This is a genomic window from Longilinea arvoryzae, assembly GCF_001050235.1.
In the GTDB taxonomy this organism is placed as follows: domain Bacteria; phylum Chloroflexota; class Anaerolineae; order Anaerolineales; family Anaerolineaceae; genus Longilinea; species Longilinea arvoryzae.
In genome coordinates, this window is the sequence record NZ_DF967972.1 from 777602 (window position 1) to 794573 (window position 16972).

At 61.0% G+C, this 16972-nt stretch carries 16 protein-coding genes; 9 read left to right on the plus strand and 7 right to left on the minus strand.

Annotated features, from left to right (window positions below):
• Window position 1 precedes the first annotated feature (1 nt).
• The 5 genes from LARV_RS03475 to LARV_RS03495 form a co-directional block, all read right to left on the minus strand.
• Entirely contained in the window at window positions 2–973 is a 972-nt protein-coding gene (locus LARV_RS03475; protein ID WP_083522297.1) for a phosphoribosylaminoimidazolesuccinocarboxamide synthase, read from the minus strand.
• Between the two features lie 17 nt (window positions 974–990).
• The gene (gene purQ / locus LARV_RS03480) at window positions 991–1773 is read right to left on the minus strand and encodes a phosphoribosylformylglycinamidine synthase I (RefSeq protein WP_075072330.1); all 783 of its coding nucleotides are present in this window, start codon (window positions 1771–1773) and stop codon (window positions 991–993) included.
• 25 nt (window positions 1774–1798) lie between these two features.
• Entirely contained in the window at window positions 1799–4717 is a 2919-nt protein-coding gene (gene purL / locus LARV_RS03485; RefSeq protein WP_083522298.1) for a phosphoribosylformylglycinamidine synthase subunit PurL, read from the minus strand.
• Window positions 4718–5202: 485 nt separating this feature from the next.
• Entirely contained in the window at window positions 5203–5763 is a 561-nt protein-coding gene (locus LARV_RS03490; RefSeq protein WP_075072331.1) for an REP-associated tyrosine transposase, read from the minus strand.
• Window positions 5764–6087: 324 nt separating this feature from the next.
• Entirely contained in the window at window positions 6088–6882 is a 795-nt protein-coding gene (locus tag LARV_RS03495; RefSeq protein WP_201785868.1) for an HD domain-containing protein, read from the minus strand.
• Between the two features lie 160 nt (window positions 6883–7042).
• On the opposite strand from LARV_RS03495, the gene LARV_RS03500 reads away from it, so the two are divergent.
• The 5 genes from LARV_RS03500 (at window position 7043) to LARV_RS03520 (ending at window position 11306) form a co-directional block, all read left to right on the plus strand.
• Window positions 7043–7903: a DegV family protein gene (locus LARV_RS03500; protein ID WP_075072332.1), complete on the plus strand. Its 861-nt coding sequence runs from the start codon at window positions 7043–7045 to the stop codon at window positions 7901–7903.
• A 124-nt stretch (window positions 7904–8027) separates the two neighbouring features.
• Window positions 8028–8687, plus strand: a complete 660-nt coding sequence (locus tag LARV_RS03505; RefSeq protein WP_075072333.1) for a hypothetical protein — start codon at window positions 8028–8030, stop codon at window positions 8685–8687.
• Between the two features lie 140 nt (window positions 8688–8827).
• Window positions 8828–9229, plus strand: a complete 402-nt coding sequence (locus LARV_RS03510; protein WP_075072334.1) for an SCP2 sterol-binding domain-containing protein — start codon at window positions 8828–8830, stop codon at window positions 9227–9229.
• Between the two features lie 11 nt (window positions 9230–9240).
• Window positions 9241–10452: a M24 family metallopeptidase gene (locus LARV_RS03515; protein WP_075072335.1), complete on the plus strand. Its 1212-nt coding sequence runs from the start codon at window positions 9241–9243 to the stop codon at window positions 10450–10452.
• A 461-nt stretch (window positions 10453–10913) separates the two neighbouring features.
• Entirely contained in the window at window positions 10914–11306 is a 393-nt protein-coding gene (locus tag LARV_RS03520; RefSeq protein ID WP_152031681.1) for a hypothetical protein, read from the plus strand.
• Between the two features lie 102 nt (window positions 11307–11408).
• Here LARV_RS03520 and LARV_RS03525 read toward each other — a convergent pair whose 3' ends face one another.
• Window positions 11409–11762, minus strand: a complete 354-nt coding sequence (locus tag LARV_RS03525; protein WP_075072337.1) for a DUF488 domain-containing protein — start codon at window positions 11760–11762, stop codon at window positions 11409–11411.
• Between the two features lie 207 nt (window positions 11763–11969).
• On the opposite strand from LARV_RS03525, the gene LARV_RS03530 reads away from it, so the two are divergent.
• The 4 genes from LARV_RS03530 (at window position 11970) to LARV_RS03545 (ending at window position 16179) form a co-directional block, all read left to right on the plus strand.
• The gene (locus LARV_RS03530) at window positions 11970–13409 is read left to right on the plus strand and encodes a molybdopterin-dependent oxidoreductase (RefSeq protein WP_075072338.1); all 1440 of its coding nucleotides are present in this window, start codon (window positions 11970–11972) and stop codon (window positions 13407–13409) included.
• 86 nt (window positions 13410–13495) lie between these two features.
• Entirely contained in the window at window positions 13496–14566 is a 1071-nt protein-coding gene (wtpA, locus tag LARV_RS03535) for a tungstate ABC transporter substrate-binding protein WtpA (protein ID WP_075072339.1), read from the plus strand.
• On the plus strand, window positions 14563–15342 hold the full coding sequence (locus tag LARV_RS03540) for an ABC transporter permease (protein WP_075072340.1): 780 nt from the start codon (window positions 14563–14565) through the stop codon (window positions 15340–15342). The genes wtpA and LARV_RS03540 overlap by 4 nt, the downstream gene beginning before the upstream one ends.
• Window positions 15343–15429: 87 nt before the next feature.
• Window positions 15430–16179 carry a hypothetical protein gene (locus tag LARV_RS03545; RefSeq protein ID WP_075072341.1) on the plus strand — a complete coding sequence of 250 codons (750 nt, stop codon included), beginning with the start codon at window positions 15430–15432 and terminating at the stop codon, window positions 16177–16179.
• Here the strand turns inward: LARV_RS03545 and LARV_RS03550 are convergent.
• On the minus strand, window positions 16176–16970 hold the full coding sequence (locus LARV_RS03550; protein WP_075072342.1) for an SDR family NAD(P)-dependent oxidoreductase: 795 nt from the start codon (window positions 16968–16970) through the stop codon (window positions 16176–16178). The genes LARV_RS03545 and LARV_RS03550 overlap by 4 nt on opposite strands.
• Window positions 16971–16972 lie beyond the last annotated feature (2 nt).

The window sequence follows — 16972 nt, forward strand, 5'->3', positions numbered from 1 at the left end:
TTCACAGAATGCCTGCCTTTTGAAGATTGGCCTGCAGCCGCGGCGCCACCGGATACTCGCCCGGGACAAAGGTTTGCCCGGTGAGCCGTTCATAGATGCTGATGTAGCGCTGACTGGCCGCAGTCCACAGGCTGGGCGGCATGGCCGGGACGGGCCCATCGCCGAGGTAACCCTGATCGGCATAGGCGATGCGGATGAATTCCTTGTCGTAGTTCTCGGGTTCCTGGCCGGCGGCAAAACGGGCGGCGTAGGTGTCCGCCTTCCAGAAGCGCGAGGAATCGGGCGTGTGCACTTCGTCGATCAGCATCACCCGGCCGTCCGGGGCGCGCCCGAACTCATACTTGGTGTCCACCAGGATCAAGCCGGCGCGGTGGGCCACTTCCTGACCGCGCTGGAAGAGCGCCAGCGCGGCGGACTGGACTTCGTTCCAGGTGGCTTCGTCCAGCCAGCCCTGCTCGCTCACCTCACGGCAGGTCAGGCGCTCGTCATGGCCGGTCGGGCCGCCCTTGGTGGTGGGGGTGATGATGGGTTCGGCCAGTTCCTGGTTCTTGCGCAGGCCGTCCGGGAAGCGGTAGCCGTAGATCTCGCGCTCGCCGATCGAATAGCGGTACCACAGGGCGGTGTGAGTGACTCCGGTGATGTAACCGCGCACGACCACCTCCACCGGGAAGGGCTGCGCCTCGCGGGCCAGCAGGGCGTTGGGATCGGGCACACCGAGCACGTGGTTGGCGACGATATCCCGGGTTTGCTCGAACCACCAGGCCGAGAGCTGATTGAGGACCTGACCCTTGTAAGGCACGGCCGCCAGGATGCGGTCGAACGCCGACAGACGGTCGGTGGTCACCAGCAGGCGGCGCCGGTCGGACAAAACATACCCATCGCGCACTTTGCCTTCGGATTTACCCGGCAGCGCCAGCGCGGAGCTGGCGAAGGACTGGTCGAGGAGCTCGAGAATCTTCTCTTCGGGGATCACAGACTTTACTCCAATATCTAGAACTGGTTGGCGGCCTTGACGCCGTTGCGGAAGAGCGACAACCCGGTGCCGCGGGCCTGGCCGCGGGTAAACAGAGGGTGCTGTTCGGCAAAAATATGGTTTTCGGGGTGCGGCATCAGGCCCAGCACGTTGCCGACCGGATTACAAATTCCGGCGATGTCGGCGGCCGAACCGTTGGGGTTGTACGGGTAAGCGCCGCGGGCCGGATTTCCGTCCGGGCCGGCGTAGAGCAGGGCAGCCTGGCCGGCCGCGACCAGCGTATCGATGAATTGCGGATCGCGCGCCTGGAAGTTGCCTTCGCCGTGAGCAATCGGGCAGTCGATGACCTGGTCCAGGCCGCGCGTCCACAGGCAGGTCTGCGAGACGGGCAGCATCCTCACCCAGCGGCACTCGAAATGGCCGCAGGCGTTGAAGGTCAGGGTCGCCTCCGGCGCGGCGGCGGCTTTTTGAGGGTCGGGCAGCAGGCCGGATTTGACCAGGGCCTGGAATCCGTTGCAGATGCCGATGACGGGCTTGCCGCTGGCGACGAATTCTGCGATCGGTCCGGCGAAGTCGTGCTGCAGCTCAAGCGCCAGCAGTTTTCCCGCGCCGAGCGCGTCAGCGTAGGAGAATCCGCCCGGCAGCACCAGCAACTGATAATCCTGCCAGCGGCGTTCGCCGCGGCGTAACTGGTTCAGGTGAACCACTTCGGGCAGCGCGCCGGCCAGCTCAAACGCCTGGGCGGCGTCGAGATCCCGGTTGGTGCCGGGAGCGAACAAGATAAGCGCTTTGGGGGGCATGAAATCGGCTCCGATTTTCGATAATCTAGAATGGGCGCTGGAAAGCGTCCACCAGGCGGTCCACCGGCAGATCCAGCAGCGTTCGACCGGCGCGGCGGGCCGTCAGGCGCGGCGCGGTTGTGACGGCGCCCAGGCGGCGGCAGGGCAGGCCCTGCAGCGCGGCTTCGAAGGCAGCGGCGTGCTGCGCGGGCACTTCGGCCAGCAGGCAGCCGCTGGTTTCGCCAAACAGGGCGCGCAGCGGTTCGTCCTCCTCCAACGCCAGGTCCAATCCCAGCCGCCCGCCGATGCACATTTCAGCGGCGGCCACGCCCAGCCCCCCTTCGCTCAGGTCGTGGCAGGCGGCCACCCACCCGGCGCGCATGGCAGCGTGCAGGGCGCGGTAGACCGCGCGCGTCTGCGGATGCAGCGCGGGCACGCCCTCGGCGGGCGGCTGCTCGCCGGACGGGCAGATCAGCGCGTAATGGCTGCCGCCGAAGGTCGGGGCGAATGCGCCCACCAAATACAGGTGGTTGCCGGCGGATTTCAGGTCCATGCTGACGGCGGCGTCCGCGTCTTCCACCAGGCCCAGCCCGGAGACGAGCAGGGTGGGCGGGATGGCGTGGCGTTGGCCGTCTGAACCCAGGTATTCATTGTTGAAAGAATCCTTGCCGGAGATGAAGGGCGCGCCGTAATAAACGGCCCCGTCGTAGCAGCCCTGCGCGGCTTCCACCAGCTCGCCCAGAGTCTCGGGGCGCAGCGGATCGCCCCAGCAGAAGTTATCCAGCAGGGCCATCTGGTCCGGGTCGGCGCCGGCGGCCACGGCGTTGCGCATGGCCTCATCGATGGCGTTCACCGCCATCTGGCGCGCGTCCAGCTTGCCGTATTCCGGATTCATGCCGGCCGAAAGCGCCAGCGCCTGCGGCCCGGCCGATGTCGGCGGGCGCAGCACCACGGCATCCGCCGGGGCATCGGCGGCCAGCCCGGCCAGCGGCTTGATGTAGGAGCCCCCCTGAATTTCGTGGTCGTAGAGGCGGATGATGCGTTCCTTGGAAGCGATGTTGGGGTGCGAAAGCAGCGCCAGCAGGCGGGCGGCGTAATCCGTTTCGCGCTGCGGCAGGGCGGCGGTTTGCCCGGCCGGGCAACGCGGCGGCAGCACGCGCGCGCTCAGGTTGCGCTGCGGCAGGCCTTCGTGCAGAAAGTCGTTGCTCAGGTCGAGCACCGTCTTTGGGCCGTACTTCACGACGATGCGCCCGCTGGCCTGGAATTCGCCGATGTCGACCAATCGAACCGCGTAGCGGTCGCACAGGGTTTGCAGCGCGGGCACGCATGCCGGCGGAACGGCCAGCACCATGCGTTCCTGGGCTTCGGAGAGCCAGATTTCCCACGGCGCCAGGCCGGGGTATTTGAGCGGCACCTGGTCGAGCTGCACCTGGCCGCCCCGGGTGGAGGTCATCTCGCCCACGGCGGAGGAGAGCCCGCCCGCGCCGCAGTCGGTGATGGCGGTATACAGGCGTTGGTCGCGCGCCAGTAGCACCACGTCGATCAGGCCCTTTTCCACCACCGGCGCGCCGATCTGCACGGATGCGCCGGAGACCTCGCCGGTCTGGGCGTCCATGGTCATCGAGGAGAAGGTCGCGCCGCGCAGGCCGTCGCGCCCGGTGCGTCCGCCCAGCACGATGATGCGGTCGCCGGGCTGCGGGTCGCTGGGATGGGCGTCCTTGGGGGCGATGCCCAGGCAGCCGCAGAAGACCAGCGGGTTGGCGGTGTAACCGGGGTCGAACCACACTCCGCCCGAAACGGTCGGCAGGCCGATCTTATTGCCGTAATCCTGCACGCCGGCCACCACGCCCGAGAGGATGCGGCGCGGGTGCAGCACGCCTTCCGGCAGGTCTGAAAAGGGCGTGTCCTGCGGGCCGAAGCACAGCACGTCCGTGGCGGCCACGGGTTTGGCCGAAACGCCCAGCACATCCCGGATCACGCCGCCGACGCCGGTGTTGGCGCCGCCGAACGGTTCGATGGCTGAGGGGTGGTTGTGGGTTTCCACTTTGAAGGAGACCGCGTTGACGCCGTCGTATTCGACCAGCCCCGCGTTATCAACGAAGGCCGAAAGTACCCAGGGCGCGTTTACCTTTTCAGTGGCGGCGCGGATGGTGGCCTTGAACAGGTTGGGGATGATCTCCGGTTCAGCCTGGCCGGGGCGTTCGACGCTGACGCGCGCCTTGAAGGTCTTGTGCACGCAGTGTTCGCTCCAGGTTTGCGCGATCATCTCGAGTTCGACGTCGGTCAGGTCGCGGCCTTCTGCCCGGTAATACTCCTGAATGGCGCGCATTTCGTTCAGGTCGAGCGCGGCGCGGCGTTCCTGCGAGAGCGCCAGCAGCCCGGCGTCGTCCAGGGTGCGGATGGGCAGAATTTCGACCGCGTCGCTGGCCCGGGCGCGCACGGGGAAGGACGGCTCGATCTCACCCAGCGTGTAGCGCTGGATGACCGGGTTGGAGAGCAGGCGCGCCGCCAGCAGGTGGCAGTCGGCCTCGCTCAATCCGGTGCCGTAGACCTCGAAGCGCAGGCCGGTGCTGGCCGCTTCCACCCCCGGGATGCCCAGCAGGTGTGCGGCGCGCACGATCTGCTCGGCCACCGGGTCGGTGACGCCGGGACGCAATGCCACTTCGATGACGTACATCTGCTTCGAAAGACAAGCCGCCGCTGACAGATTCGCAGCGGCGGTTTGATGTTGCATTACGTTGTGGGTGATTGGGTCGTGAAGCAGCCGGTCGACCAGGACCTGCACCTCCGTTGACGACAACCTTCCCTGTATGAAGTAGAGATCGGCGCAATGAATGCGTTCCACGGCGGTCAGGCCGAGGGCGTGGGCGTCATGCAGAAAACCGGAAGAACGGGGATCTTCCGGCGCTCGCGGTGCGACCACAAAACGGCGAACTTCCGATAAAGGCTCGTTACTCGATGGCATGGCCAGTCCTCTAGACAATTTGAACAAGGCGGATTATACCTGCCCGCCCAATTAGGGTCAATGCTTAAAAGCGTACAGATAAATATCAGGATTCTCGGGTCACAAGTGATATTGTAGGGCGTGCACCTGCCCCCATTCGGGGGTGGGCACGCGACTTCTGCTGTAATTTGACATGGATCACAAGTGATATCGTAGGGCGTGCACCTGCCCCCATTCAGGGGTGGGCACGCGTCTTCGGCCGGTATTTAGCCTGGGTCACAAGCGAAATCGTACGGCGTGCCTAGGCACGCGTCTTTGGCCGTTATTCGATCCCGGCTGAAAACGTGGGCTCTACAAAAAAATTACGTGGGGCGTGCACGCGTTTTCGGCTGTTATTTGACCTGGGTCACAAGTGATATTGTAGGGCGTGCCTAGGCACGCGTCTTCGGCCGTTATTTGATCCAGGCCACAAACGTGGGCTCAAGCCCACCCTGCCCATGATTGTCCTACTCCACGTCTCCTGCCATTTCAATACCATAAACGGACTCCGGACGTGAATGTCCCCAATTTGCTGAATACTGCCCTTTTTCATAATACCTGTGGAATGTCGACCATGGCCATTTTTCCAATTCGCTCACATAACCATGGTGAATTGGATTGTAATGAATGTAATCAAAATGTCGTTCCAAATCCTCTTCATCGCGGATGAGGTGTTCCCAAAACCGGCGCTGCCAAATGGCAACCTCCCGATGAGCCATCCGCGAAGCGTTTCTTTCGCTTTCCATTCCACCGGATTGCAGGTAATTTCGGGAAAATATTCCTTTGATGGATGCCCAGCGAATTGAAAAATTCGAATCGTTCTCCGGTAACTGCCAAAGGCAATGAAGATGATCCGGGAGCAGACAAATGGCCAGACTTTCAAATGGATGTCTACTTTGCGTATCTTGATACGCCTGATGCAATACCTTTCTGGCCAATTCGTCGACAAGAAACTTGCGACGTTCAAAGGTCACCACGGTAAAGAAATAGATACATCCAGGGACGTATAACCGACGATAGAATGGCATGACAATAGTATAGATGGGAATTTGTCGCCAGGTGAATGCCCAAGAGCTGTGATTTGATCTGGGTCATAAACTTGGGCTCACCCTCTTCGAGGGCATAGCTCACCCCACGATAAATATCCGTAGGGCGTGCCTGGGCACGCGTCTTCGGCCGTTATTTGATCCAGGCCACAAACTTGGGCTCTACCTTACTTAAAAAAGTACCCTGCCGTCATAGCTGGAAGAAGTGTAAAGTCTAACTTGCCAATAATTACAGATTTATCTCGATAGCTTTATGAAATTGATAATTTAATATAAATCATTTGTCATGAAAAAAATCCAAGGTGTTCATATTTTGTGAGAAGAATTAACACCAAACGTGTTTTCTATCACCCTTGGCAAAAATGTGTAGACCGATTGCCCTAAAATTCGCTCAAAATCGCGCTGCAATTGCAGGAAAGCCCGCCATTTATCCAGGGTGTATTCGTTGAAACCGTGGCGTAGGGCCACGTCGACCAGACGCTTTTCGATTAGGCAAAGGCCGTCTGGAAGGGCCAGCGCGTCGCAGAGCTGGATCAGGCGGTCGTAATCCTTATAGTCGACCCGTTCGAGGTAGGTCTGCACGAAGCGAAACTCCTCTGGGGGGATATCCCACTGCCCGGCGGCGGCGTGAATATTGCGGATCGGATGGGAATGGGTCAGGCAGATCTGCGCAGCCTGACCGTACCCCAGCCCGCTCAGGTAGCGGTAACCGTCCAGCGCGTGGCGCATGTCGGAGGGGCCTTCGCGGCGGCCGATATCATGGAGCAGTCCCAGTGAAAAAGCTGTATCGGGGTCCAAACCGGGCAGGTGCGCCGCCAACCGTATGGCGGCCTCGGCAACCCAGCGTGAATGTCCCACCCAGGGTCCGGGGTTGAGCGATTCACCTTCGGCCAGCAGCGCTTCAGCCTGCGCGCGGCCCGGAACGCCGGTCGAGTGCGCGGCAGCGTTGACGGATTCCTGGTGGGCCGTCCAGCAGGCGTGACACAGGTGCAGCGTGCCCAGGTGTGGATCCTCAACCAGATAGGCAGCGGTGTATCTTTGGCAGATCGAGCAGCGGCGCAAGGTTTTTCCAATCATGACGGCTTCTTTCCATTCTAGCATAGCCTGCTCTCCGGTACCCGGGCTTAAGAATTCCGCAAGTTTCTTTAAGATACGGCCAATATGAGAGATCTTCTCATCTTGATTTGGTAGAATGAAGAAGCTGTTCGAGATTCGATATATTCAACCGTAATTTTTTTTCAAACCAGAAAGCAGACAATTAATGAAAGTCGTAACCGATGCTGCTGCCAACCTGACCCGCCAGCGGGCCACCGAGCTGGATGTTGCCGTCGTTCCGTTTCAGGTCACCTTTCGTGGGGAGACCTACAAAGATGGTGTCGATATTCTCCCCGAAGATCTGTACCGTATGTACATGGAATACCCCGAGGATTTTTGTGAAACTTCGCAACCCTCGGTCGGCGATTTCGTCGAGGTGTACAAAGAGAACGCCAATGAGGAAATTCTCTCCATTCATCTCTCCTCCGGGTTGAGCGGCGCATATTCCTCGGCCGAGCACGCCGCCAGAATCCTGGAGCGCGAGAACGTGACCGTGATCGACTCGCGCACGGTGGGACCGGCCTTGGGCTGGATGGTGGAAACGGCCGCCCGCGGCGTGAAGTTGGGCTGGCCGAAAGACCGCATTCTGGAGGCCATCCGGCTGGTGGGTGAGAATACCCTCACCATGGTGGCGTTCAGCGATATGAAATACCTGCGACACTCCGGGCGGGTCAGCCACATCAAGTCCATCATCGCCTCAGTCCTGCACATCAAGCCCATCATCGGGATGAATGCGGTGGACGGTCGGTACAGCAACCTGGGACAGGAAATGACGCTCAGCCGCGCGGCGCATAAAATGGTCACGCTGGTGCAGGAGCGCTTCGGCGAGCAGAAACTGCGTCTGCAGTTGATGCACGGCAGCAATTTGCCCGGCGTGGCGATTCTACGGGAAGCCATGCGGGATGCTTTGAGCGTTGTGGAAGAGCAGTTGACGACCGTGACCCTGGTATTGGGGGCGCACGCCGGGCCGACCGTCTTTGGACTGGCCGCCGCGCCGCAGTCCGTGTTCGATCAGTTATTCAAGTAAGCTGCTATACGATTTTCATACGACTTCTGAACCAGATCTAAGCATTTCTTCCTTATCCTGAACTTATCCAAACGTTCAGGACCTGGCCGGTTTCGGCCTGGTCCGCAGGAAAGGGAAGAATAGTATGAAAAAGAACCTCATCGGGGCGATTATTATTTTGGGGGCCTTGATCCTGTCGGCGTGCAGCGGCGCGGCCGTCCGCGCGACCGCCACCGCCGGAGCGACCAGTTCCACCCTCAGCACGGGCTATTCGAATGCCATCTCCACCGCTCAGCAACTGGCGCTGGGCACGCTGAAGCTGGAGGAAAGCGCCACACCCATCGATACGCAAACGGCCAGCGCGCTGCTGCCGCTTTGGAAGGCGGTGCGCAGCCTGAGCACGGATGATTCGGCCTCGCAGTTGGAAATTCAAGCGGTATACCAGCAAATCGAAGAGACGTTGCCGGCCGACCAAATCACGGCCATCGCTGCCATGCAGTTGACGGGCGCCGACCTGTCGCAGGAAATCGCCTCGCTTGCACCTGCCGCTAATTCGGAAAAAACCACCGCCAGCGCTTCGAGCGCGTCGAATTCGAACGCTGCCGGGGCTCCAACCGGCGGCCAGACTCCGCCGCAGGACATGAACGCGGGGTTGACCGGAACGGGCGGCGGGGGGCAGGGCGTTGGGCTGACGACTTCGTCGACGACCACCCAAACCGTCAAAGTAGCCGGTACGACCCAAACCAGTCCGGTTTCCACCGTGCTGGTCGATGCCGTCATTGCGCTGCTGGAGGGCAAGGAGTAATCGATCCTCGCCCGCTGTGGGGCCAATCTTCAGGGCGCTCTTTCGCAGGCCCTTTTCCCCTTTCGACCTATAATTAATCCAATTCCCCGTTCTTTCAACCGCCCGATCCCGGGCGTTTATCTCTCCAAGGAGCAGCAATCATGCCCGAAGTGTTTCGCTACCTCTCACCCGAATGGGCTCAGGAGGCGCACCGCCGCCTGCGCGAGCAGCTCACCCCCGAGCAAATGAAGCACGTCACCTCTTCGATGGTCACGCTTTACCACGACTGCCCGGACGGTAAGGACCGTTCGCTGTATTACGGCATGGTCGACGGCGTCGTCGAGTCGCTGAAGATCCTGGTCGATGAAGTCCCGGAAGCCGAGTTCGTCATCAGCGGCGACTACGAGACCTTCGCCCAAATCTCGCGCGCCGAGCTGGGTTCGCGGGCGGCCCTGATGTCCGGCAAGCTGAAGCTCAAAGGCAACATGGTCAAGGCGCTCAGCTTCTCTTCTGTGGTCGACCGGCTCAACAAAGTACTGTCGACCGTGCCGACCGAGTTTTGAGGAGCGAAGCCATGACCCAGACCGATCCGTATTTCATCGATTTTCCGGCGCGCATCCGCGCCATTCAGGCCGAAATGGCCCGCGAGAACCTGGACGTATACCTGGGTTCACGCCTGCGCACCCTGTCCTGGACGCTGGACGCCTTTTGCCCGTGGCGTTCGTACGTGGTCATCCCGGCCGAAGGGCTGCCGACCGCGTTCACCTTTGTCATCGACGCCGCGCGCGTGGCGGATGAATCCTGGCTTGACGCCGACCACGTGATGGGCTTCGCGCCCATGGGCGGGCAGGACCAAATTACCCAGATCTCGGATTTCATCAAAGACCGGCTCAAGGGAAAACACGGGCGGGTGGGCATTGAGAGCGGCATGTCCAATTACCTGCCCGAGGGCAACCTGACGCACTTCGAATACGAGGTTTTTCAGGCCGCGCTGGACGGCTGCGAACTGGTCAACGCCTACGATATCATCGACCGGCTGTCGCTGATCAAGGATGAGGGCACCATCAACCGCTTTCGCGAAGCCTCGCGCATCGTCGACGTGGGCCACCTGGCGGTTTTCGAGGCCATTCAAAACGGCGGCTACAAGGGCATGACCGAGACCGAAATTGCCGGGCTGGCGGCCTACGCCATGCGCAAAGCCGGCAGCGAGTGGGAATGGTCGTACACCGGCGGCAACGAAATTGCTTCAGGCTACCGGACCGGGCTGGCCGGCGGGGCCTGCACGCCCGCCACGCGCCGCAAACTCCAATCCGGCGAGCCGCTGATGGTGGATATCCACGCCATGTTCAGGCTGGGGCTGGGTGACCATTCGCACAATTACCTGCTGGCCTCGGCCACCACCCGCCAGCAGTGGCACGCCGATTGCTTCGTCAAGGTCGTCAGCCGTTGCCTGGAAACGTACAAGGCCGGCGTCTCGCCCAGCAGCCTGGCGGACGAGATGATGGCGTTCTGCGAAGACCTGGGCTGCGCCGAATACATGGTGCCGGGCTTCGAGCACGGCATCGGCATGATGGGCGATGAATGGCGCATCGGGCGCAACGACGGCCCCTTCCCGTTCTGGACCAATCCCGATCACGTCTACCAGCCGGGTGAGATGCTCATCTGCGCCATCCAGTACGCCTGCCCGGAGGAGAACATCGGCTTCCGTTATGAGAATCCGATCCTGATCCAGCCGGAGGGCTGCGAAGCCATGTCGCAGTTCCCGTTGCGGGTGGATGTGGTGTAAGAAAAGAAAACAGGGATGAAGAGGATGAAGAGGATTTAAGAAAACCGCAGGAGACGTAGGTCGGATTGAGGGGGTGAGTGCGGAAACGGCCTGGATGCGCTTCTCACCACCCCGAAATCCGCCGTCGAAACCCGACAGGATGGACAGATATTCGGGATAAACGGACCGATCCGCATGTTCACCTGGCGACGGTCTTTCCCTGAGCCATAGGCGCCTTCCATTTCGGAAGGCGCTTCTTATTTTTACGACATAAATGTTCAATCCATTGATAGATATTATCGGGAAATCGTAGGCTGGCAGTAGGATGAGCGTCAAGAAAAACCGGTTCGATTATGGTATCAAGGAATGACCCTATAAAAGAAAGGATCCATCCAAAAATGTTGCGCAAGACAAAAACCATTTGGAGCATCATTTTCTTCATCGCTGCCCTGTGTTTATCCTCCTGCAGCCCATCCTCTGCAATGGCAAAAACCCAAGAAGCGGAAGCGGCCGACTCACAGCCGGTTTTGAAGACGGCCATCGGTGATCTGGTGATCGCTTCAGCCCGGCTGGTGGATGAAGTCAACGGCCAAAAATCACAACCGGAAGGAAAAATTCTTTTGGTCATCCTGACCCAACCCGGCAAAGAAAATTTGACGCCCGGCGAGTTTAAGCTGGAAGATTTCCAAAAAATGATCCAGGAAAGCAACGGCGAGATTTACGTTTCGGGCAAAGAGGATCTCCAGATCATTTCGACGATGGCGGGCTGGGTGGAGGATGAATTCGCAATGGGCTTCATGGTGCCCGTTCAGGATTCGTATACCCTGCATTGGCCTGAGAATGATCCGATCGCGCTGGATGTCCAGGCCGAATAAAGTAGCGTGCGAACGCTTGCGGCATTGAATTCGCAACTCATTTGCCGCCAGTTGCATAAACCGTTCAGGCGCGGTCGATTTTGGACCGCGCCTGACGATTACTCAGGCTTTTGCCAGTAGATATTCACGCAGCACAACGGCCTGGTTGAACTCGACATCCCGGGCGCTGAAGAGCAGCGTCAAGCGGCCCCGGGCGGCGAACTCCAGCAGTTTCTGCACCGGCTCGGGGTTGGCGTTCAGTTCGGCGAAGTAGCCTGCCTTGAATTCGTCCCAATGCGCCAGGTCGTGGTGAAATAATTGACGCAGTTCGTTGCTGGGCGCGACCTCTTTCAGCCACAGGCCGGCCTGCACTTTCTCGGCGGTCAAACCGCGCGGCCAGAGGCGGTCCACCAGCACGCGAAAGCCATCATCGGTTGAAGCGGGTTCATAGACGCGTTTGACTTGAATATCAAGCATTTCAAACCTCCCGGACCCAGTCCAGACTCTGCGTGAACGGCCATCGAGGCCGTACCCCTATTATGGCGCGTCCCGGTCGGAAATTCAATCGCGGGAAAGTCGAGGCGGCCCGGTAAAATTCCTTAAGGGTATTTTAATCCTGTGAAAAAACGTATAATAGCCTTGGTTCAACTATACTCTTATTCGATACGTTTTTTCGAGGTTTCTATGGCAAAGAAATGGCTCCTGGTCTTAGCGCTCTGCGCGCTGTTATTTACCGCGGCGGCCTGCACCCAGACGGCTGCCCCCACCACGGCTCCCACCGCAGCTCCGGAAGGTACAACGGCTGCTCCTGCCGCAAGCGAGGATGTCGTGCTGGACGTGGTTGGTGAATCCAAAAGCGCCAGCTTTTCGATGGACTCATTAAAGGCCCTTCCCGCTGTCGAAGGTCAGGCCGGCATCAAGTCTTCCACCGGCAAGATCACCCCGCCCACGGCTTTCAAGGGCGTCAGCCTGATCGACCTGCTGGACCAGGTTGGCGGGTTGGGCGAGAACATGGGCGTCGAGATCGAAGCCGAGGACGGCTATATCATGACCTTCTCCGGCGATCAGATCGCCAACGGCGATTTCATCACCTATGACCCGGCCACCGGCGACGAGATCCAAAACGCAGGTCCGCTTACCGTGATTGTGGCTTATGAAATGAACGGCCAGCCCTTGGACGAAAAGGCCGACGGCCGGCTGCGCCTGGCAATCATCAGTGATAAGAACAACCAGGTCACCGACGGCCACTGGTCGATCAAGTGGGTGCGCAAGGTGACCGTCAAGTCGATGGCTGAGGAATGGTCGCTCGACGCGCAGGGCGCCATCCAGGACACGATCGACCGCGGTTCGTTCGAATCCTGCTCGGCCAGCGGCTGCCACGGCGCCTCCTGGACGGACACCAAGGCCCAGGAATGGAGCGGTACGCCGCTGTGGATCGTCGTCGGGCGCGTGGATGACGAATTCAAACACGGCAGCGACGTCGAACCCTACAATCGCGAACTGGCCGACGCGGGTTACACGATCGAACTGGTCGCTGCGGACGGCACTTCGGTCACGCTCAACAGCGCGGATATCAAAGAAAACAACGCCATCCTGCTGGCGAACAAGGTCAACGGCAATCAACTGACCGACAAAGACTTCCCGCTGCGCCTGGTCGGGTCGGGCCTGGATGGAAAACAGAGCGTTGGCGGTATCGTCAAGCTCATCCTGCACTTCAATGAAACCGCAGCCGAAGGCCAGGCAGCCACCCCGGCGGTCGCGCCCGCGGGCGAGGAAGCCCTCAAGCTCACCGGCCTGGTCAACGCCGAACAGTCCTGGAGCCTGGATATGTTGAAGGCCCTGGATGTGGTCAAGCTGCAGCTCGAACACCCCAAGAAGGGTATGACGGATTATGAGGGCGTGCGCCTGAACGACCTGCTGACCCTGGCCGGTTTGAAGGCGGACGCAACCAGCCTGATCTTTACCGCGGCCGACGGCTTCACCGCCGAGGTCAAGCTGGCGGATGTGCAGGCCTGCAAGGACTGCCTGGTGGCGTTCGATGACGACGGCAGCCTGAAACTGGCGATGCCCGGCATGGATAGCGGCGTGTGGGTCAAGACCCTGACCCAGATCGAAGTCAAATAAGCGCAGTCCGCCGAGGATTTCAAGTCTATAATCATTGGGGCGCACCCGGGTGCGCCCCAATGCATACCCTGGAATGACCCATTAAGATGAAATCCAAATCCCTTATTTGTCTGTCTCTGGTGTTGACCCTGACCCTGATTCTGTCCGCCTGCCAGCCGCGTGAGAAGACGCCGCTGGTGGTTTTCAGCGCCGGCAGTCTGATCCAACCCATGGCTGACATGGAAGCGGCCTTCGAAGCGGCCAATCCGGATATCGATGTGCTCAACGAGTATCACGGCAGCATCCAGGTGATCCGGCACGTCACCGAGCTGCACGAGTCGATCGACGTGGTGGCCACCGCGGACCAGGCGCTCATCCCAATGCTCATGTACGCCAGCGCGGTCCCCGAAACCGGCCAGCCGTACGCGAACTGGTATGTCCGGTTCGCCACCAACAAACTGGGCCTGGCTTATTCGAAGAACAGCCGTTACGCCGATGAAATCAACTCCGAAAACTGGATGAAGATCTTGCAGCGCAAGGATGTAAAGGTGGGCATCGCCGACCCGCGCTTCGACGCCGCCGGTTACCGCGCCTTGATGGTTTTCCAACTGGCCGGCAAATTGTACGACCAGCCGACGCTCTTCTTCGACATGTTCGACGGAGCCTTCAAGTACCCGGTTACGGTCGAAAACGGCGCGGACGGCGCCGTCGTCCACGTGCCGGAGCTGCTCGAATCGCAATCCGGCTCGCACATCCTCCTGCGCGGCGCCAGCATCCAGCTCATCGCCCTGCTCGAATCCGGCGATCTGGACTATGCCTTCGAATACGAAAGCGTCATCCGCCAGCATTGGTTGGGCCTGGTGGAACTGCCGGCAGAGCTCAACCTGGGCGACGCCGGGATGGAGCAATTCTACGAAGGCGTGACCGTCAACCTGGATTTCCAGCGTTTTGCCAGCGTGCAGCCGGTTTTCCGGGGCGAGCAAATCGGTTACGGCATCACCATTCCCTCCAACGCGCCGCACCCGCGTGAGGCCGAGCGTTTCGTGGAATTCGTGCTGGGTCCCGAGGGACAGAAAATCATGGCGGCTGATTACCAGCCCCTGCTCGATCCCCTCGTCGCCGACGGATACGAGAATCTGCCGGCGGCGCTTCAGGCCCTGACCCAACCCGCACCGTGAAGCGCAAGCCTGTTCCCACCGGTTTTATCACGGCCAGCGCGCTGCTGGCGCTGTTTGTCATTCTGCCGCTGCTGGCGACCCTGTTTTCCACCCGCCCGGGTGAACTGGGGCAGACGCTGACCGACCCGGAGGTATCCCGTTCGATCGGCCTGACTTTCGGCGCGGGCGGCATCGCCACAGGGCTGGGGCTGCTGGGCGGCGTGCCGCTGGCCTACCTGCTGGCGCGCTATCGATTTCACGGCAAGCGCGCCCTGCAGGCGCTGGTCGATCTGCCCATCGTCATTCCGCACACGGCGGCCGGCGTGGCGCTGCTGATGGTCTTCGGGCGGCAGGGACTGCTGGGCAGACCACTGGCGGAGCTGGGATTGTTCTTCACCGACAGCCTGGGGGGCATTGTGGTGGCGATGATGTTCGTCAGCCTGCCCTACCTGGTCAACGCCAGCCGGGACGCGATCGAACTGGTGGACGAGGAGATGGAGCGGGTCGCCCTGATCGACGGGGCTTCGGCCTGGCAGGCCTTCTGGCTGGTGACGCTGCCGCAGGCCTGGCGCGGCGTAGCCGGCGGCGCGTTGATGATGTGGGCGCGCGGCGTCAGCGAATTCGGCGCGGTGGTCATCCTGGCCTACCATCCCAAGATCGTGCCGGTGCTGGTTTACGAACGCTTCGAAGGGTTTGGCCTCAAGACCGCGCTGCCGGTGGCGGTGCTGCTCATTCTGGCGGCGGTGGTTATGTTTGGCCTGCTGCGCTGGCTGCTGACGCCCGAACGCGAAAAATAGCCCCGGTTCCCTATTTACGTTTGGGAATTATTTTGTAAAATAGAAGGATCATTCGGCCCTATCCATTTGACAATCGAGGAGCTTCCCGTGCTGCCTGTTTCACTGGTGGATTCAGCCTGCAACCTCATTGAAGCCGCGCGTCCCATGTTGGTGAACGCCATCCTCGCAGATTTGTACCAAAATTCCTTCTGGCAGAAGCGTTTCGATGATTATGGGCGTGATTATGCCCATCGCGTCACGCATTATCATCTGAATTATCTGGTCACGGCGATCAAGTCGCATGAACCCGTCATTTTCGCGGATTACTTTGCCTGGAACCGGCCAGCGTTGGTGGTTCAGGGCGCCTGCACGCATCACATGCACGAATTCATCGACAGCACGGCTCGCCCGGTGGCGCTGGTGCTGCGGGACGGCTTTCCGCTGGCCGAACCGTGCTTTGCCGCGGCGCATCGCGCCCTGGAGTACGAACAACCCGCCTGCCGGGCTCTGAGCGAACAGCGCGAGGCCATTCTCCGGGGCAGCCTGGCCCGCCTGGGGGCGCCGGAAAGCAAGCCTGCCTCCGATGAGCGCGATATGCGCTATCACCTGAGCTACCTGGAAGATGCGGCCGCCATGGGAAAGCCGGAATTATTCCGCCAGCACGTGGAATGGGAGCAGCGCGAATGCATGGAGAACGACTGCCCGCCGGCGGTGCTGGCCACAGCTTTGCGCGCGCTGAGAGATGAGCTGGAAGGGGCGCTACCGCTGGAATTTGCCGCCGTGTTCACCGCCCCGCTGCAAACAGCCCTGGATTATGTTTTCCCCCAGAACTCCGCGACCCATAACTCGAAATTCTAATCTCTCTTCAGCAACAGCGGCCCCAATTGGTCGATCAAACCGCCGAAGAGGGGTTCCACCCAGCGGCTCAGGAGCAGCCAGCCCGGCACGTAGATGCGCCGGCGGGGGCGCACCAGCAGCCGGACGATGGCCTCGGCCACCTGTTCGGGCGGCACGGCGAGCCGCTCGGCAGGCACCGGCCTGCCGTTGGGCTGCCCGGCTGCGCGCGGGTAGAACTCGCTGGACACCGGTCCGGGGCAGACCAACCCGGCATGCACCTGCGTGCCGCCCAATTCGCGGTGCAGGGCGGTGGTGAAGGCGTCCATGAAAGCTTTGGTGGCCGAATACAGCACGATGCCCTGTTCGGGCATCCCACCGGCCACAGAGGAGATATTGATGATATGACCGCTGCCGCGCTTTTTCATGGCTGGCAGAAAGGCGCGGATCAGTTCCGCCACGGCCATCAGGTTCACCTGCAGCATCTCACTCACCAGGGAAGGCGGCATCTCGACGAAATAGCCGTACCAGCCCAAACCGGCGTTGTTGACCAGGACGGTCGTTTCGGGCGCCAGGCTGGCAAGCGCATCACGTTCTGCGGGTTGAGTCAGGTCAGCGGTGATGACCTGCGCCTGCCCGCCATCGGCTTCGATCTGGGCCGCCAGGGCGTTCAGGCGATCGGTGCGCCGCGCCACCAGCGCCACGCGCATGCCCAGCCCGGCCAGCCGGCGGGCCGCCGCCGCGCCGATGCCGCTGGAGGCGCCCGTGATCAGCGCCAGTTGGCCGCGCAGCGCCGCAGGAAGCTGTCGGATCATTC

Coding starts and splice junctions, on each gene's coding strand:
- purQ (WP_075072330.1), bottom strand. CDS start 1,773: ATGCCCCCCAAAGCGCTTATCTTGTTCGCTCCCGGCACCAACCGGGAT.
- purL (WP_083522298.1), bottom strand. CDS start 4,717: ATGCCATCGAGTAACGAGCCTTTATCGGAAGTTCGCCGTTTTGTGGTC.
- LARV_RS03490 (WP_075072331.1), bottom strand. CDS start 5,763: ATGCCATTCTATCGTCGGTTATACGTCCCTGGATGTATCTATTTCTTT.
- LARV_RS03495 (WP_201785868.1), bottom strand. CDS start 6,882: ATGCTAGAATGGAAAGAAGCCGTCATGATTGGAAAAACCTTGCGCCGC.
- LARV_RS03500 (WP_075072332.1), top strand. CDS start 7,043: ATGAAAGTCGTAACCGATGCTGCTGCCAACCTGACCCGCCAGCGGGCC.
- LARV_RS03505 (WP_075072333.1), top strand. CDS start 8,028: ATGAAAAAGAACCTCATCGGGGCGATTATTATTTTGGGGGCCTTGATC.
- LARV_RS03510 (WP_075072334.1), top strand. CDS start 8,828: ATGCCCGAAGTGTTTCGCTACCTCTCACCCGAATGGGCTCAGGAGGCG.
- LARV_RS03515 (WP_075072335.1), top strand. CDS start 9,241: ATGACCCAGACCGATCCGTATTTCATCGATTTTCCGGCGCGCATCCGC.
- LARV_RS03520 (WP_152031681.1), top strand. CDS start 10,914: ATGGCAAAAACCCAAGAAGCGGAAGCGGCCGACTCACAGCCGGTTTTG.
- LARV_RS03525 (WP_075072337.1), bottom strand. CDS start 11,762: ATGCTTGATATTCAAGTCAAACGCGTCTATGAACCCGCTTCAACCGAT.
- LARV_RS03530 (WP_075072338.1), top strand. CDS start 11,970: ATGGCAAAGAAATGGCTCCTGGTCTTAGCGCTCTGCGCGCTGTTATTT.
- wtpA (WP_075072339.1), top strand. CDS start 13,496: ATGAAATCCAAATCCCTTATTTGTCTGTCTCTGGTGTTGACCCTGACC.
- LARV_RS03550 (WP_075072342.1), bottom strand. CDS start 16,970: ATGATCCGACAGCTTCCTGCGGCGCTGCGCGGCCAACTGGCGCTGATC.